The organism is Thiohalobacter sp., from assembly GCF_027000115.1.
Classification (GTDB): Bacteria; Pseudomonadota; Gammaproteobacteria; order Thiohalobacterales; family Thiohalobacteraceae; genus JALTON01.
The window spans coordinates 24,088-39,460 of sequence record NZ_JALTON010000015.1; the positions used below are offsets into that span (position 1 = coordinate 24,088).

Genomic DNA, 15,373 nt, shown 5'->3' on the forward strand with positions numbered 1-15,373 from the left:
CGGTGGGCAGGATCACCCGCACCCGCGCCGTGATTGCTCGGCTCGGCCGGAGAGAACCGCGTTTTTCAGATGGTTATTGACCCGGCAACCCAATATGTCGTGTGACGCCGGGCAGGGGATTTCTCTGCGCCTGAACACGGCATATTGGGTTGCCGGGTCAATACATCCTGATCCCGTAACTTTTCAGCGCGCGAACTGTTTTATGGTTCCCGCAAGCCGGTCGATGGTGCGTGCCAGTTCCTGATTGGCCGCTTCCACCTGGTTGCCCGACTCGTTCACCAGGCGAGACGCCTCATTGATACTGAGGATATTCTGGTTGATCTCGTGCGCCACTGCACTCTGTTCCTCAGCAGCCGTGGCAATCTGTTCGCTCATGCTGGTGATCCGCTCCATGGCCTGTTTGATTTCACTCAATGCATCTCGGGCCTTGGCAGTGGTGGTTTCGGTCCGCATCATACGGCCCTGCACCGCCTCCAGTCGCTCGCTGGCCTGGTTGGTGGCCTGCTGCAACTGTTCGATCATGTGCTGGATCTCGTCCGTGGAGGTCTGGGTGCGGCTGGCGAGGGTGCGGACTTCGTCCGCGACGACCGCGAAGCCCCGGCCCTGTTCACCGGCCCGGGCCGCTTCGATGGCTGCATTGAGTGCCAGCAGATTGGTTTGTTCGGCAATGCCGCGGATGACATCGATCACGGTGCCGATTTGGTCGCTGCCCTCCTTGAGGGTCGAAACCACCTCGTGTACCTGGCCCAGTGCGGTGGCCAGCTCGCCCACCTCGCCCGCCACCTGATCGACCACGGCCGAACCCTGTCGACTGGAGGCATCGGCCTCGCCGATCGCTTCCGAGGTCTGCGCGGCATTGCGCGCTACCTCGGATACAGTGGCCGTCATTTCTTCCATGGCCGTAGCAACTTGTGCCACGTCGGTTGTCTGTTTTCCCAGTTGCTGGCAGCTTCTGGAAATCTGCTGGTGGTTTTCCGCGGCCACGAACTCCAGGTGGTCTACAGCTTCGCGCATCCGACACACCAGCGTTTCCATGAGCTGCCGCTGGTAGTGCTGGACGAGCTGAAGCTGACCCAGTTCGTCATGGCGGCCGGTGTAAAGCGGTCGCATGATGGCATTGTCATAGATGCTGCGGGATTCCTCGGCTGCCCGTCGCCAGGGATGGCTGACCCGGCTGGCACCGACCCAGGCGGTCAGGGCGCCGGCACCGGCGGCTATCAGCGGGTGCCAGGCCAGACCCGCCACGACCGCGATGCCGGTAAGCGAGGCCGCTGCCAGGATGCGCGCGCGGAGCCCGGGTCTGGGCAGCCATGTAGGCCAGACACTCTTGCCGCCGCTCATGAGACGGGCATACAGGCGGGTGGCGCGCGCCACCCGCTCCCGCGTGGGTTTCACGCGAACGGATTGATAGCCGGTAACCTGCCCGTTCTCGACGATAGGTGTGACAATGGCGTCCACCCAGTAGTAGTCGCCGCTCTTGCTGCGGTTCTTGACCAGTCCCATCCATGGGCGAGCGGCCTTGAGGTGTTGCCAGAGGTTGGCAAAGGCGGCCGGTGGCATGTCGGGATGACGGACGACGTTGTGACTGACACCGAGGAGTTCGTTCTCGTTGAATCCCGAGATTTCAATGAAATCCGGGTTGCAATGACGGATGATGCCTTTCAGGTCGGTGGTGGAGATGAATCGCCGATCTTCGGCATAGTCCAATTCGTGGTCCGTTACCGGCAGATTTCGTTTCATGGCTCCCTCCAAGTCAACGAAAAACTGAGGCAAGATGTGGAAAACTTGGCTGCTATCCAGAGTCGGCGGGTTCTTGGCCAACTTTAGCCCCCATCTTCCACCAGGGCGGCAGCGGGCGGCAGGCGCCTCGTTGTCCTGGCAGGCAATGAACCGGATACGACTTGTATCCGCCCGCATCCTGGTGGCGGGGCTGTTGTGTGCCGGAAAGGGCCTGGCGTGATTGCCGGCCCTGCGGATTTCTGCTAAGTTGTTGATGCGCCGATTTGAACTCAGCTTGCGGGCGCGGGAAAGAAATCCAGCTAAAGCGAGAGCGGCCTGCTTTCGCATCGGTGAAGCGGGTTTTTTTGTGCCCGGGGGGCCTTGCCATGAACGAAGACAAGCATTACCGACCGGCCACCCTGGCCGTCCGCGCCGGCCAGCGGCGAACCGCCGAGGGGGAGCATGCCGAACCCCTGTTCCTGACTTCGAGCTATGTGTTCGGCTCGGCCGCCGAGGCGGCCGCGCGCTTCTCCGGTGCAGAGCCGGGCAACATCTATTCCCGTTTCACCAATCCCACCGTGCGCACCTTCGAGGCGCGGCTGGCGGCGCTGGAGGGCGGCGAACGCTGCGTGGCGACGGCCTCGGGCATGTCCGCCATCCTGGCCACCTGTCTGGGGCTGCTGAAGGCGGGCGACCACATCGCCTCCTCGCGAGCCATCTTCGGCAGCACCGTGGTGCTGTTCGACAACTATCTCGGCAAGCTCGGCATCGAGACCAGCTATGTGGATCTGGAGGATCTCGACGCCTGGGCCGCGGCCATCCGGCCCGAAACCCGGCTGCTGTTCCTGGAGTCTCCGTCCAATCCGCTCACCACGCTCGGCGACATCCGCGCCCTGGCCGATCTCGCCCATGCCAACAATTGCCTGCTGGTGGTGGACAACTGCTTCTGCACGCCGGCCCTGCAGCGGCCGCTGGCGCTGGGGGCGGACATCGTCATTCACTCTGCGACCAAGTATCTCGACGGCCAGGGCCGCTGCGTGGGTGGCGCCGTGGTCGGTGACGCGGAGCGCGTCGGCGGGGACGTGTACGGCTTCCTGCGTACCGCCGGCCCCACCATGAGCGCCTTCAATGCCTGGGTGTTCCTCAAGGGGCTGGAGACGCTGGCGCTGCGCATGCAGGCGCACTGCCGCAATGCGCAGCAACTGGCCGAGTGGCTGACGGCGCATCCGGCCGTGACCCGCGTCCATTACCCCGGGCTGGACTCGCATCCGCAGCATGAACTGGCCGGCCGCCAGCAGTCGGGTTACGGCGGTATCGTCAGCTTCGAGGTAAAGGGCGGGCAGGCGGGCGCCTGGCAGGTGGTGGATGCGACCGAGCTGCTGTCGATCACGGCCAACCTGGGCGATGCCAAGACCACCATCACCCATCCGGCCACCACGACCCACGGTCGGCTGAGTCCGGAACAGCGCGCGGCGGCGGGCATCACGGACGGCCTGCTCAGGGTGGCGGTGGGCCTGGAGGACGTGCGCGACATCCAGGAGGATCTGGCGCGCGGCCTGGACGCCTTGTGAGGGTCAGCTTTCTTCGCCGTTGCCGTTGGGCCGGATGCGCCCCACGCCCCAGTGGCAGATGTCGTTGTAGGAAAAGGGCTGGCCGGGTTGCAGTTCGCAGCCGGGCAGCACCCGTTCGATGATGACGGTGCAGCTGCTCTCCTGGGCGGCCTTGATGGGGTCCTCGTTGTAGCGCGGTAGGATGAGGAGCTGGGAAACCGCTTCGCCTTCGATCTCGAAGCCGTCGCCGTTGAGGTGGAGCAGGTAGTAGAAGGCACCGTTGCCGCCGCGGATCAGTCCCTCGCCTTCGACATGCAACGGGTTGTGGCCGGAAAAGTCCTCGGGTTCGAAGATTTCCAGCAGGTGGGTACGCGCTGCCATGGCCGTGCCTCCCCTCGTTCCCGTTTCGGGCAGCATGCACCAGCGCAAAGTCCGCTGTCAAAAACCGGTAATGATCGCGGCCGGTGCATTCGGGCAGATCCCTGCGCGAATCCGGTGCCAACCGGGAATCCGTATTAGAAATGATTCATAACTGTATGTGTAAGCTATGAATCCTGCTACGCATCTGCGTCACCGGTTGCTGGATCTGTTCCAGGTGGGCCTGGCGGCCGTGGCCGGCGATCGGGTGACCCGCGAGGCCCTGGCCGGGGGACGCGCCCGCCCCGTGCATCTGCTGGCCGTGGGCAAGGCGGCGGCTGCCATGGCGGCCGGGGCGCTGCAGGCGCTCGAGGGTCGGGTCGAGCGCGGGCTGGTGGTGGTTCCGCATGGCTATCCCGCCGAGGGACTGGAGGCGCTGCGGGTGCTGACGGCGGGACACCCGCTGCCCGATGCCGACAGCCTGGCGGCAGGCGCCGCCGCCCGCGACTTCGCGGCCGCCGTGCCGCCGGATCGCGAGCTGCTGGTGCTGCTCTCGGGCGGGGCGTCTGCGCTGATGGAGGCACTGCCGCCGGGCATGACGCTCGATGACCTGCGGCGGCTCACCGAATGGATGCTCGGCAGCGGGCTGGACATCCACGCCATGAACCGTGTTCGCCAGGCCGTGTCCCGCATCAAGGGTGGCGGTCTGGCCCGCTGTCTGCGCACGCCGCACGCCGAGGTACTGCTGATATCGGACGTTCCGGACGACGATCCCGCGGCCATCGGCTCCGGTCCCCTTCATGCGCCCCTGGACGGTCCGTTGCCGGCAGTGCCCGAGGCATTGAGCCGCTGGGTGCGCGAGGATGCGCCGGCCGGTACGCGCCCGCTGATTCCGCACCGTGTCATTGCCTCGGTGGATGATGCCCTGGCGGCCATCGCGGCCGAGGCCGGGCGCATGGGCCTGCGCTGCCGGCGTGTGCCCGGCCGCTTCTCCGGCAATGCCGAGACCCTCGGGCGCCGCTTTGCCACCGAACTGGTCGAGGGCCCGCCGCAACTGTGGCTGGCGGGGGGCGAATCGAACGTGCATCTGCCGCCGCATCCCGGCCGGGGCGGACGCAACCAGCATCTGGCGCTGGCGGCAGCCAGGGTGCTGGCCGGCGTGGGCGACTGTGCCCTGCTGGCTGCGGGAACCGACGGTCGGGACGGGCCGACACCGGATGCCGGTGCCCTGGTCGACGGCGGCACGATCGCGCGGGGCCGGGCGCAGGGACTGGATCCCGAGGCGGCGCTGGCGGCGGCCGATGCCGGCCGCTTTCTGGAGGCGAGCGGGGATCTGCTGCACACGGGCCCGACCGGCACCAATGTCGCCGATCTGGTGCTCGGCCTGCGGCAGCCCGGCGTTGACGTACAATGCAGCCATGAGTGCCGATGAGCTGTTCCCCCGTGCCGCCGCGGCGCTGGCGGCAAGTGACCCCGACGACAAGTGCCGCCTCACCGCCGCTGCGGTCGCCGATCTGGCGGCAGGGCGACTCGCGGTGCATCCCGAGCGGGCCGGCGGCGCGCTGGACAGGCCGGGGCGGCCGCCGCGGCCGCAACTGGTGCCGCCCAAGCGGGTGCCGCGGCGCCGGCTGGGCTCGGTCCAGGGGCGTGCCGCCCTGCTGCATGCCATTGCCCACATCGAGTTCAATGCCATCAATCTCGCCTGGGATGCCGTGTGTCGCTTCCCGGGCCTGCCCGAGGCCTATTACCGCGACTGGGCGCGGGTGGCGGGCGAGGAGGCCGAGCACTTCGGCCTGTTGCGTGCGCGGCTGCGGGCGCTCAGATTCGACTATGGCGACTTCCCGGCCCACGACGGGCTGTGGCAGATGGCGCTGGACACCCGGGACGATCCCCTGATCCGCATGGCGCTGGTGCCGCGGGTGCTGGAAGCGCGCGGCCTGGATGTCACGCCGGGCATGATGGCGCGGCTGGCCGAGGCGGGCGACCGGGAAAGCGTGGCGGCGCTGGAGATCATCCTGCGCGACGAGGTGGGCCACGTCGAGATCGGTACCCGCTGGTTCCGCCACCTGTGCGCCGAGCGCGGGCTGGAACCCGAGGCCACCTTCGAGGGTCTTCTGAACGAACATCTCGCGGGGCGGGTCAAGGGCCCGTTCCATGTCGAGGCCCGCCTGCGCGCGGGCTTCACCGAATCCGAAATGGCCAGGCTGGAGGCGCTGGCCGAGCGCAGCGCGGATACGCAGACGGCCAGGGAACCGGCGGACGTGTCCGGGGAGTTGTCGTGAAGGTGAAGTATCCGGGTCTGCTGTTGGGATGCGTACTGGGTCTGGTGCTGTCCGTACCGGCGCTTGCGGCCGAGGCCGCCGGTGGTTCGGTCGAGGCCGTCATGCTGCTCTATCAGGAGCGCGAGCCGGGGACGGATGTCTACCCGGTGCGGGTACTGGTGACGCCCGACTATCTGCGTATCGACGACAACCGCGACGGCAGCGACTTCGTGCTGTTCGAGCGCCATAGCGGGCGGGTGACCAGCGTGGCGCACGAGACACGGACCCTGGTGCGCATCGAGCGGTTCGACTTCGATCGCGCCGCCGCACCCGATTACCGGGTCGATCTCGACCTGGCCGAGGATGCGCCGCCGATTGGCGGTTACGCGGTGAGCGAGTACCGGCTGCATGCTGGCGACACCCTGTGTGCCGATGCCTCGGTGGTGCCGGGCCTGCTGGGTGATGCGGCGCGGGCGCTCGCCGCCTACGAGCGGGTGCTGGCGGGGCGGCAGTTCCGGGACCTGGACAAGACGCCGGCGGAATTCCGCACGCCCTGCTACCTGGCCAACTACGTCTATGCCGGCGACCGCATGGCCGCAGCGGGGCTGCCGGTGCGCATGCGCATCCGCGATGGCCGCGAGCGGCTGCTGGTCGATTACGCGCCGCGGATCAGCGTGGCCAGCGAGCTGTTCGAGATCCCCGAGGGTTACGAGCTGTTGCAGTTGCCCTGAGCCTTACCCGAGCAGCGCACCGTCGGCGCCGACTTCGAGCAGCCGGCAATCGTCGGCCGTGCACAGCAGCGCACTGCCGGTCTGGTACCAGTCCCCTAGGACGATGCGCTGGGCGGGCCGGCCGGCCACCTCGAGCCGGTGCAGGGCAGGACGGTGGGTATGGCCGTGGATCAGCCGGTCGACGCCCTGTTCGGCCAGTGCCCGGACCACGGCCTCCGCATTCACGTCCATGATCTCGGCCGCCTTGCCGGCCGTTTCCGTCTTCGAGGTCTCGCGCAGACTCGTCGCGATGGCGCGGCGCTCGGCCAGTGGCCGTGCCAGGAAGGCGGCCTGCCAGTCCGGATTGCGCACCTGGGCGCGAAAGGCCTGATAGTCGACATCGTCGGCGCACAGGGTATCGCCGTGCATGAGCAGGGTAGGGCGGCCGTACAGGTCGATGACCGAGGGGTCGGCCAGCAGCCGGGCGCCGGTACGCTGGGCAAAGCGATCGCCGAGCAGGAAGTCCCGGTTGCCGTGCATTACGGAAAGCGGCACGCCCCGCGCGCTCAGAGCGGCGAGATCCTCGAGCACCGTGAGCAGCACCGGATCATCCTCGTCATCGCCGATCCAGGCCTCGAACAGGTCGCCGAGGATGTAGAGGCCATCGCAGGCCTCGGCATCGATGCCGGCCAGAAAGCGCCGGAACAGCGCCAGCATGTGCGGGCGCTGCGGGTCCAGGTGCAGATCGGAGATGAACAGGGTGTGGCGGGGCATGACGGCGGCCGCACCCCGGAGGGTGCGGCGCGGGCGGCCTCAGTCCTCGACGGTGACCTTTTCGATGATCACCGGCTCCTGCGGCACGTCCTGATGGCCGCTGGGATGGGTGCCGGTGGCCACCTTCTCGATGGCGTGCACCACGTCCATGCCTTCCACCACCTTGCCGAACACACAGTAGCCCCAGCCCTGTGGCGTGGGGGCGCTGAAGTCCAGGAAGCTGTTGTCCTTCACGTTGATGAAGAACTGGGCGGTGGCCGAGTGCGGGTCCGGCGTGCGCGCCATGGCGATGGTGCCGGTTTCGTTGTGCAGGCCGTTGTCGGCCTCGTTCCTGATCGGGGCGCGCGTCGGCTTCTGCGACATGTCGGGGGTGAAGCCGCCGCCCTGGATCATGAAGCCGGGGATGACGCGGTGGAAGATGGTGCCGTCGTAGAAGCCCGAGCGGGCGTACTCGAGAAAGTTGGCGACGGTTTCCGGGGCCTTTTCGGCGTCGAGTTCGAGGACGATGTCGCCCTTGTTGGTCTGCATGCGTACGGTCACGGTGGCTTTCTCCGGGGTCTCGGCCGCGGCTGCCGGCGCGGCGCAAACGAGGAACAGGGGCAGCAGCAGGGCGGCGAACAGTCGATGCATGGTGCGCGGCCTTCCAGTTTTCGGGTTCCGGCATGATACCGGCTCGGGCGCCGCGCTTCATCCCTGGCGGGGTGCGGGATGTGCGGGACAGCGGTTGATAGTAAGATGCCGCGGTCATGATCCCGAGCGCCCCCGTCACCCGCTTTGCCCCCAGCCCCACCGGCGAACTGCATCTGGGCAATGTACGCACTGCGTTGTTCAACTGGCTGCTGGCACGGGCCGGAAAGGGCCGCTTCCTGCTGCGCATCGAGGATACCGACCGCGAACGGAGTGAGGAACGCTTCGTCGGGCAACTGGTCGAGGATCTGCGCTGGCTCGGCCTGGACTGGGACGAGGGGCCGGAGCGGGAAGGGGCTGCCGGCCCCTGTCGCCAGTCGGCGCGCGACGACCTGTACCGCCCCCTGTTCGAGCGTCTCGAGGCCGCCGGCCTGGCCTATCCCTGCTTCTGCACACCGGAGGCGCTGGCCCGGGCGCGGACCGCACAGATGGCGGACGGCCGGCCGCCGCGCTATCCGGGCACCTGTGCCCGGCTGACCCCCGAACAGCGCGCCGAACGGCTGGCGGAGGGGCGCCGACCGACACTGCGCTTTCGCGTGCCCCCGGGGCGCGAGATCGGGTTCGAGGATCTGGTTCGTGGGCCGCAGGTCTTCGCCAGCGACGACATCGGCGACTTCGTCATCCGGCGGGCCGACGGCAGCGCCGCCTTCTTCTTCGGCAATGCGGTCGACGATGCGCTGATGGGCGTGACCCATGTCCTGCGGGGTGAGGATCACCTGGCGAACACGCCGCGCCAGTTGCTGCTGCTGGAGGCCCTGGAGCTGGTCGCGCCGGCCTATGGCCATCTGCCGCTGATCCTGGGCGAGGACGGGGCGCCCCTGTCCAAGCGCAACGGCAGCGAAACCATTCGCGCCCTGCGCGATACCGGCTACCTGCCGGCAGCCATCGTCAACCACCTCGCGAGGCTGGGACAGGCGCTGGCAGATGATCCGGGACTGCTGTCGCTGGAGGTGCTGGCGGCGCGGTTCGACCTCGATCGCCTGGGACGTTCCCCGGCACGGCACGACCCGCAGCAGCTGCTGCACTGGCAGAAGGCCGCCATTGCCGCCGCGACCGATGCCGAGCTGTGGGACTGGCTGCGCGGGCGCTGCTTCGCCGACGGCCACTGCATCGAGGACCTGGTGCCGCCCGAGCGGGCACTCGAGTTCGTCCATGCGGTGCGGGACAATATCACGCTGCCGGTCGATGCCCATGTCTGGGCGGGTGACCTGTTCGCGGAAACCGGGCACCATGCCCCGGACGCCCGGGCCGAGATCCTGGCGGCCGGTGCCGGGTTCTTCGCGCAGGCGCTGGCCTGTTTCGATGCCGGCAGTGGTTTCCGCGACTTCACCCGGGATCTGTCGGCGGCCACGGGCAGGAAGGGCCGGGCGCTTTACCTGCCGCTGCGGGCGGCGCTGACTGGGGAGCTTGCCGACCCCGAGCGCGGCAGCCTCTGGCGCGAGGGCCCGGAACTGGGCCGGCTGTGGCCGTTGCTGGGGCCGGAGCGCATTGCGCGGCGGCTGCGGCTGGCCCGTGATGTCTGTCTCAACGAGCGAGAGTAGAAACATGCTGCATGTGTACAACAGTCTGACCCGGCGCAAGGAACCCTTCGAGCCGCTCGAACCCGGCAGGGTGCGCATGTACGTCTGCGGCATGACCGTCTACGACTACTGCCATCTGGGCCATGCCCGGGTGCTGGTGGTGTTCGATGTCATCGTGCGCTACCTGCGCGAGCTGGGTTTCGACGTGACCTATGTCCGCAACATCACCGACATCGACGACAAGATCATCCGTCGCGCCAGCGAGAACGGCGAGCCTTTCGAGCGGCTGACACAGCGCTTCATCGAGGCCATGCACGAGGATGCCGCGGCGCTGGGCGTGCTGCCGCCCGACCATGAGCCGCGTGCCACGGCCTCGATGGATGACATCATCCGCATGATCGAAACCCTGGTGGCCAAGGGTTATGCCTATCAGGCCGACAATGGCGATGTCTACTACGATGTCAGTTGCTTCGAGGGCTACGGCCAGCTTTCCGGCGAGCGTCCCGATGACCTGCGGGCCGGCGCCCGCATCGAGGTGGACGAGGCCAAGGACGACCCGCTGGACTTCGTGCTGTGGAAGGCGGCCAAGCCCGGCGAACCGAGCTGGCCGTCGCCCTGGGGCGAGGGGCGTCCGGGCTGGCACATCGAGTGCTCGGCCATGTCCACCCGCTGCCTGGGCGACCATTTCGACATCCATGGCGGGGGCATGGACCTCAAGTTTCCCCATCACGAGAACGAGATCGCCCAGTCCGAGGCCGCCACCGGGCACAAATTCGTCAACTACTGGATCCACAACGGCTTCATCCAGGTGGACGAGGAGAAGATGTCCAAGTCGCTGGGCAATTTCTTCACCGTGCGCGAGGTGCTGGGCCGCTACCAGCCGGAGGTGGTGCGTTTCTTTATCCTCTCCAGCCACTACCGCAGCCCGCTCAACTACAGCGAGGACAATCTCGACCAGGCCCGCAGCGGGCTGGACCGGCTGTACACTGCGCTGCGGGGCGCCCGGCCCGACGAGGGCGAGATGCTGCCCGACTTCCTGCTGCGCTTCCGCGACGCCATGGACGATGATTTCAACACCCCCGAGGCCATCGCCCTGCTGTTCGAACTGGCCCGCGACCTCAATCGTGCCAAGGAGCAGGACGCCCCGGAGGCGGCCGACCTGGCCGCCACTCTGCGCGGGCTGGGCAGCATCCTCGGGCTGCTGCAGGCGGATCCCCAGCTATATTTACGGGGTGGTGGCGCGCCGGAGGGGCTGAGCGACGCCGAGATCGAGGCCCTGCTCGCGGCCCGCGCCGAGGCCCGCGCGCGCAAGGACTGGGCCGAATCCGACCGCATTCGCGACCAGCTCCGCGACGCCGGCATCCTGCTGGAGGACGGTCCCCGGGGCACGAGCTGGCGTCGCGCCTGAGGATTCAAGAAAGCCGGTCACCGGCCGCTGGTTCAGTCGAACGTGGATTGCCGAAAATCCCTTTATTTATTTGTGGTTGTGGGGTGTGTTGTGAGTGACCGAGGTTACCGCGCGCTGGTCGGGACGCTGCTCCTGCTGGGCCTGTACCTGGAACGGCCGGAGATCGTCTGGGGGCTGATCGGCCTGATGCTGTTCGAGGGGGTGACCAATTTCCGCCTGCCGCTGGTGCTGCAGAGCCTGTTCGGGAGTGAGCCGGGCCCGGACAGCCAGGAGCCGGATATCGGCGTTGCCCGGATCGCCTTCGACGCCGAGCGCGCCTGGCGGCTGGTGGTGGCGACCCTGCTGTTCCTCTCCTATCACCAGCTTTCCGAGCAGCTCTGGTTTTTCCCCTGGTTCATGGGCTTTGCCATCCTGGGTGCCGGGATCAGCGGTGTCTGCCCGGTGCTGATGGCGCTCAAGGCGTTGCGCTTTCGATGAATCGGGAACTCGATACACCGGAACTGCCCCTGCGGTCCCGCCTGCCGGCACGCATCACCGGCATCGTGTTCTGGGGCACCATGCTGGTCGGGCTCATCCTGTCGCTGTTCCAGTTGCGCACCCTCGAGGAGGAGATCCGCGGGCGCCAGGCGCTCAATGCGGACCGCTTCGCCTACCAGTTGGAGGCGCTGCTGGAAGAGCTGGAATCGCCTGATCCGGCTCTGGCCGAGGGACGCATCCGCGCATTGATGCGCGACTACGACCTGGTCGGCGTTGTGCTCGACACCCGTAACGGGCGCTATCGATTCGGCGAGATATCGGCAGAGGGCATCAACGGCTATCGCCAGGTGGTGCGGGGCGAGCGCCTGCGCCAGACGCTGGGGCTGCGCCGGCTCGAAGTGTTTGCCCCGGACATCGGGGCCGAGATGACCGAGCGTCGCAAGCAGGTGCTGCTGACCATGGGGCTGCTGTTCTCGGCCTTCGGTTTCGTGCTGCAGTGGATTCTGCAGCGCATCCTGACGCGGCCCTTTCTGGACATGGTCGCCACGGCGCAGCGTTTCATTCGTGGAGACGCGGGCGCCCGCTTCGATGAGCGGCGGCCGGACGAGTTCGGCTTTCTCGGTACTTTCTTCAATCGTGCCCTGGACGCAATGCGCGTGCAGCAGGACGAGTTGCGCGAGGCGCTGAACCGGGTACGGGAATCGGAGGCCGCCCTGTTCGACGAGAAGGAGCGCATCGAGGTCACCCTGCATTCCATCGGCGACGCAGTGATCACCACCGACGAAGCGGCCTGTATCCAGTATCTCAACCCGGTCGCCGAGCGCCTGACCGGCTACCAGTTGCACGAGATCCGTGGTCGCCCCATCCGCGAAGTGATGCAGCTTGTCAACGAGAACACCCGTGAGCCGGTGGAGAATCCGGTCGAGCAGTGCCTGGTCTGCGGCGAGACCCTGGAACTGGCCGAGCACACCTTGCTGATCCGGGCCAATGGCGATGAAGTGGCCATCGAAGACTCGGCGGCGCCCATCCGCGACCGCAACGGCGAGCTGATCGGCGCGGTCATGGTGTTTCACGATGTCGGCCATGCCCGGCGGCTGGCTCGCGAGCTGTCCTATCAGGCCACCCATGATGCCCTGACCGGTCTGTACAACCGGCGCGCGTTCGAGGAGCGGCTCAAGGAGGCCCTGCGGCAGGTTCAGGTTCAGGGCGGCCAGGGCGAACACGCCTTCTGCTACCTGGACCTCGATCAGTTCAAGGTGGTCAATGACACCTGCGGTCACGTCGCCGGCGACGAATTGCTGCGCCAGGTCGGCCTGTTGTTGCAGCAGGCGGTTCGTGAAACCGACATACTGGCGCGCCTGGGTGGCGACGAGTTCGGCATTCTGCTGAGGCACTGCCCGGCCAGCCGGGCGCTCGCCATCGCCGAACAGGTCAGGCGTACCATCCGCGATTTTCGCTTCGTGTTCGACGAGCACAGCTTCGAGATCGGGGTCAGCATCGGTGTGGTGGCCATCGACGGTCAGATGCAAAACGTGGCGCAGGTCTACAGTGCCGCGGATGTCGCCTGCTATGCCGCCAAGGATACGGGCCGCAACCGGGTGCACCTGTACCAGCCGGACGATCGCGAGGTGCGCGAGCGGCGCGGCGAGATGCGCTGGGTATCGCGCATCCATCGCGCCCTGGAAGAGGAGCGATTCGTGCTCTATCTGCAGCCGATCGCGCCGCTCGGTGACGAGGTTTCCGACGGGTATCACTACGAGGTGCTGCTGCGGATTCGCAACGAGGCCGGCGAGGAGATCGCGCCCATGGCCTTCATCCCTGCCGCGGAGCGCTTCAACTTGATGCCGACCATCGATCGCTGGGTGGTCAATCGCGTGCTCATGCATGCCGCCGCCATGCTGCAGGCCCCGGAGCCCGTGGTCTGGGCCGTGAATATCTCCGGCTGCTCGCTGGGCGACACCGAGTTCCTGGAGTTCCTGGTCGATGCCATTCGCGAGTCGCCGGTGCCTGGCGAGCGCTTCTGTTTCGAGATCACCGAGACCGCGGCCATTGCCAACCTGCGCCGCGCGGTGCGCTTCATGAGCCAGCTCAAGGCCCTGGGCTGCCGCTTTGCCCTGGACGACTTCGGCAGCGGGCTCAGTTCCTTCGGCTATCTCAAGAACCTCGATGTGGACTACCTCAAGATCGACGGCAGCTTCGTGCGCGACATGATCGACGACCCCATCGATCGCGCCATGGTCGAGGCCATCAACAATCTGGGTCACGTGATGGAGATCCGCACCATCGCCGAGTTCGTCGAATCCGATGCCATTCGCCTGGCACTGGCAGAACTCGGCGTCGATTACGGGCAGGGCTATGGCGTGGGGCGGCCACGCCCCATCCAGGCCGTCCTCGAGGAGCGGCGGGCGCGCATGCACACGATTGCCAGCCTGTGAACTGTTGCCGAAGTTCAGTCGCCGTGCAGCGCTTCCGCGGCGTGCAGGGTGTTCTCGAGCAGGGTGGCAACCGTCATCGGGCCGACCCCGCCGGGCACCGGCGTGATCCAGGCCGCGCGTTCCGCGGCCGGCGCGAATTCCACGTCGCCGACCAGGCGGCCGTCCGGCTGGCGGTTGATGCCGACGTCGATCACGGTCGCGCCCGGCTTGACCCATTCGCCCTTGACCAGTTCCGGCTTGCCCACGGCGACCACCAGGATGTCGGCAGCGGCCACGTGGGCGGCCAGGTCGCGGGTGAAGCGGTGGCAGGTGGTCACGGTGGCGCCCGCCAGCAGCAGTTCCAGGCCCATGGGCCGGCCGACATGGTTCGAGGCCCCGACCACCACCGCCTCGCGGCCGTAGAAGGGTTCCTCGATGGCGCGCAGCAGGGTCATGACCCCGGCGGGCGTGCAGGGGCGCAGCACCGGCATGCGCACCGCCAGCCGGCCGATGTTGTAGGGGTGGAAGCCGTCCACGTCCTTGTCCGGGCGGATGCGCTCGACCACGGCCGTGGTGTCGATGTGCGCAGGCAGGGGCAGCTGCACCAGGATGCCGTCGATCTCGGGATCGGCGTTGAGGGTGTCGATCAGCTCCAGCAGTTGCTGCTGGGTGGTATCGGCCGGCAGATCCCAGGACTTCGACAGCAGGCCGGCCTCGTCGCAGGCGCGGCGCTTGTTGCGGACATAGACCTGCGAGGCGGGATCCTCGCCCACCAGTACCACTGCCAGACCGGGCCGTCGCAGGCCCTGGGCCAGTCGCGCTTCGATGCGCCGGGCCACGCGGGCACGCACCTCCGCGGCGATGGCCTTGCCGTCGATGATCTGGGCGGTCATGTTCGAAGCCTGGTCTCGGATGGCCGAAAGCCGGCAATTTTCGCACGCGCCTCTGTGCCGCCACAAGGGAGATCCGGCGCCGGCCGCGTTGACCCGCGCCTACGGTCGCCTTATCATCTGCGCCCTTGCTGCGCGGCAGACCGGCGCGGCGGGCAGCGCGGGGTATAGCGCAGTCTGGTAGCGCGCCTGCTTTGGGAGCAGGATGTCGGGGGTTCGAATCCCTCTACCCCGACCAGTGCGAACAGGGAGTCCGCCGCGGGCGAGTGAACCGCGCGGCGAAGGGTCGGGAAGATTCGAACCCCCGACGTATCGAAATGGCGGGTTCGACGGCCTGCGGAGCAGGCCGAACGCGGCGCAGCCGCGGCCCCGGAGGGGTGAGGGCGCAGCCCGAATCATCCCTCTACCCCGACCAGTGCGAACAGGGAGTCCGCCGCGGGCGAGTGAACCGCGCGGCGAGGGGTCGGGAAGATTCGAACCCCCCGACGTATCGAAATGGCGGGTTCGACGGCCTGCGGAGCAGGCCGAACGCGGCGCAGCCGCGGCCCCGGAGGGGTGAGGGCGCAGCCCGAATCATCCCTCTACCCCGACCAGTGCGAACAGGGA

Annotated in this window: 13 protein-coding genes and 1 tRNA gene; 9 read left to right on the plus strand and 5 right to left on the minus strand. The window is 67.5% G+C overall.

Annotation, left to right across the window (positions count from 1 at the left end):
• Positions 1–183: 183 nt before the first annotated feature.
• Positions 184–1,740, minus strand: coding sequence for a methyl-accepting chemotaxis protein (locus tag MVF76_RS01865; RefSeq protein ID WP_297527091.1), 1,557 nt, complete (start codon positions 1,738–1,740; stop codon positions 184–186).
• A 365-nt stretch (positions 1,741–2,105) separates the two neighbouring features.
• Here MVF76_RS01865 and MVF76_RS01870 point away from each other — a divergent pair, with 365 nt between their 5' ends.
• Entirely contained in the window at positions 2,106–3,290 is a 1,185-nt protein-coding gene (locus MVF76_RS01870; protein ID WP_297527092.1) for an O-succinylhomoserine sulfhydrylase, read from the plus strand.
• Positions 3,291–3,293: 3 nt separating this feature from the next.
• Here the strand turns inward: MVF76_RS01870 and MVF76_RS01875 are convergent, their stop codons facing one another.
• Positions 3,294–3,650 carry a hypothetical protein gene (locus MVF76_RS01875; RefSeq protein WP_297527093.1) on the minus strand — a complete coding sequence of 119 codons (357 nt, stop codon included), beginning with the start codon at positions 3,648–3,650 and terminating at the stop codon, positions 3,294–3,296.
• Between the two features lie 166 nt (positions 3,651–3,816).
• Here MVF76_RS01875 and MVF76_RS01880 point away from each other — a divergent pair, with 166 nt between their 5' ends.
• The 3 genes from MVF76_RS01880 to MVF76_RS01890 are packed head-to-tail and all read left to right on the plus strand — an operon-like array spanning position 3,817 to position 6,618.
• Positions 3,817–5,058 carry a DUF4147 domain-containing protein gene (locus tag MVF76_RS01880; protein WP_297527094.1) on the plus strand — a complete coding sequence of 414 codons (1,242 nt, stop codon included), beginning with the start codon at positions 3,817–3,819 and terminating at the stop codon, positions 5,056–5,058.
• Positions 5,045–5,908, plus strand: a complete 864-nt coding sequence (locus tag MVF76_RS01885) for a ferritin-like domain-containing protein (RefSeq protein ID WP_297527095.1) — start codon at positions 5,045–5,047, stop codon at positions 5,906–5,908. The genes MVF76_RS01880 and MVF76_RS01885 overlap by 14 nt, the downstream gene beginning before the upstream one ends.
• The gene (locus MVF76_RS01890; protein ID WP_297527096.1) at positions 5,905–6,618 is read left to right on the plus strand and encodes a hypothetical protein; all 714 of its coding nucleotides are present in this window, start codon (positions 5,905–5,907) and stop codon (positions 6,616–6,618) included. The genes MVF76_RS01885 and MVF76_RS01890 overlap by 4 nt, the downstream gene beginning before the upstream one ends.
• A 3-nt stretch (positions 6,619–6,621) precedes the next feature.
• On the opposite strand, the gene MVF76_RS01895 is transcribed toward MVF76_RS01890, so the two are convergent.
• Positions 6,622–7,371 (minus strand): UDP-2,3-diacylglucosamine diphosphatase, encoded by a 750-nt coding sequence (locus MVF76_RS01895; protein ID WP_297527097.1) that lies wholly within the window; start codon positions 7,369–7,371, stop codon positions 6,622–6,624.
• Between the two features lie 39 nt (positions 7,372–7,410).
• On the minus strand, positions 7,411–8,001 hold the full coding sequence (locus MVF76_RS01900) for a peptidylprolyl isomerase (RefSeq protein ID WP_411293535.1): 591 nt from the start codon (positions 7,999–8,001) through the stop codon (positions 7,411–7,413).
• 116 nt (positions 8,002–8,117) lie between these two features.
• Between MVF76_RS01900 and gltX the strand changes: the two genes are divergently transcribed.
• From gltX to MVF76_RS01920, 4 genes are all read left to right on the plus strand, one after another.
• The gene (gene gltX, locus MVF76_RS01905) at positions 8,118–9,599 is read left to right on the plus strand and encodes a glutamate--tRNA ligase (RefSeq protein WP_297527098.1); all 1,482 of its coding nucleotides are present in this window, start codon (positions 8,118–8,120) and stop codon (positions 9,597–9,599) included.
• Between the two features lie 4 nt (positions 9,600–9,603).
• Positions 9,604–10,986 (plus strand): cysteine--tRNA ligase, encoded by a 1,383-nt coding sequence (gene cysS / locus MVF76_RS01910; RefSeq protein WP_297527099.1) that lies wholly within the window; start codon positions 9,604–9,606, stop codon positions 10,984–10,986.
• Positions 10,987–11,076: 90 nt separating this feature from the next.
• Positions 11,077–11,463 carry a hypothetical protein gene (locus MVF76_RS01915; RefSeq protein ID WP_297527100.1) on the plus strand — a complete coding sequence of 129 codons (387 nt, stop codon included), beginning with the start codon at positions 11,077–11,079 and terminating at the stop codon, positions 11,461–11,463.
• Positions 11,460–13,898: an EAL domain-containing protein gene (locus tag MVF76_RS01920; RefSeq protein WP_297527101.1), complete on the plus strand. Its 2,439-nt coding sequence runs from the start codon at positions 11,460–11,462 to the stop codon at positions 13,896–13,898. Before MVF76_RS01915 ends, MVF76_RS01920 begins: the two co-directional genes overlap by 4 nt.
• Positions 13,899–13,912: 14 nt before the next feature.
• On the opposite strand, the gene folD is transcribed toward MVF76_RS01920, so the two are convergent.
• Positions 13,913–14,770: a bifunctional methylenetetrahydrofolate dehydrogenase/methenyltetrahydrofolate cyclohydrolase FolD gene (gene folD / locus MVF76_RS01925; RefSeq protein ID WP_297527102.1), complete on the minus strand. Its 858-nt coding sequence runs from the start codon at positions 14,768–14,770 to the stop codon at positions 13,913–13,915.
• A gap of 158 nt (positions 14,771–14,928) precedes the next feature.
• On the opposite strand from folD, the gene MVF76_RS01930 reads away from it, so the two are divergent.
• A tRNA-Pro gene (locus MVF76_RS01930) sits at positions 14,929–15,005 on the plus strand.
• The last annotated feature ends 368 nt before the right edge of the window (positions 15,006–15,373 follow it).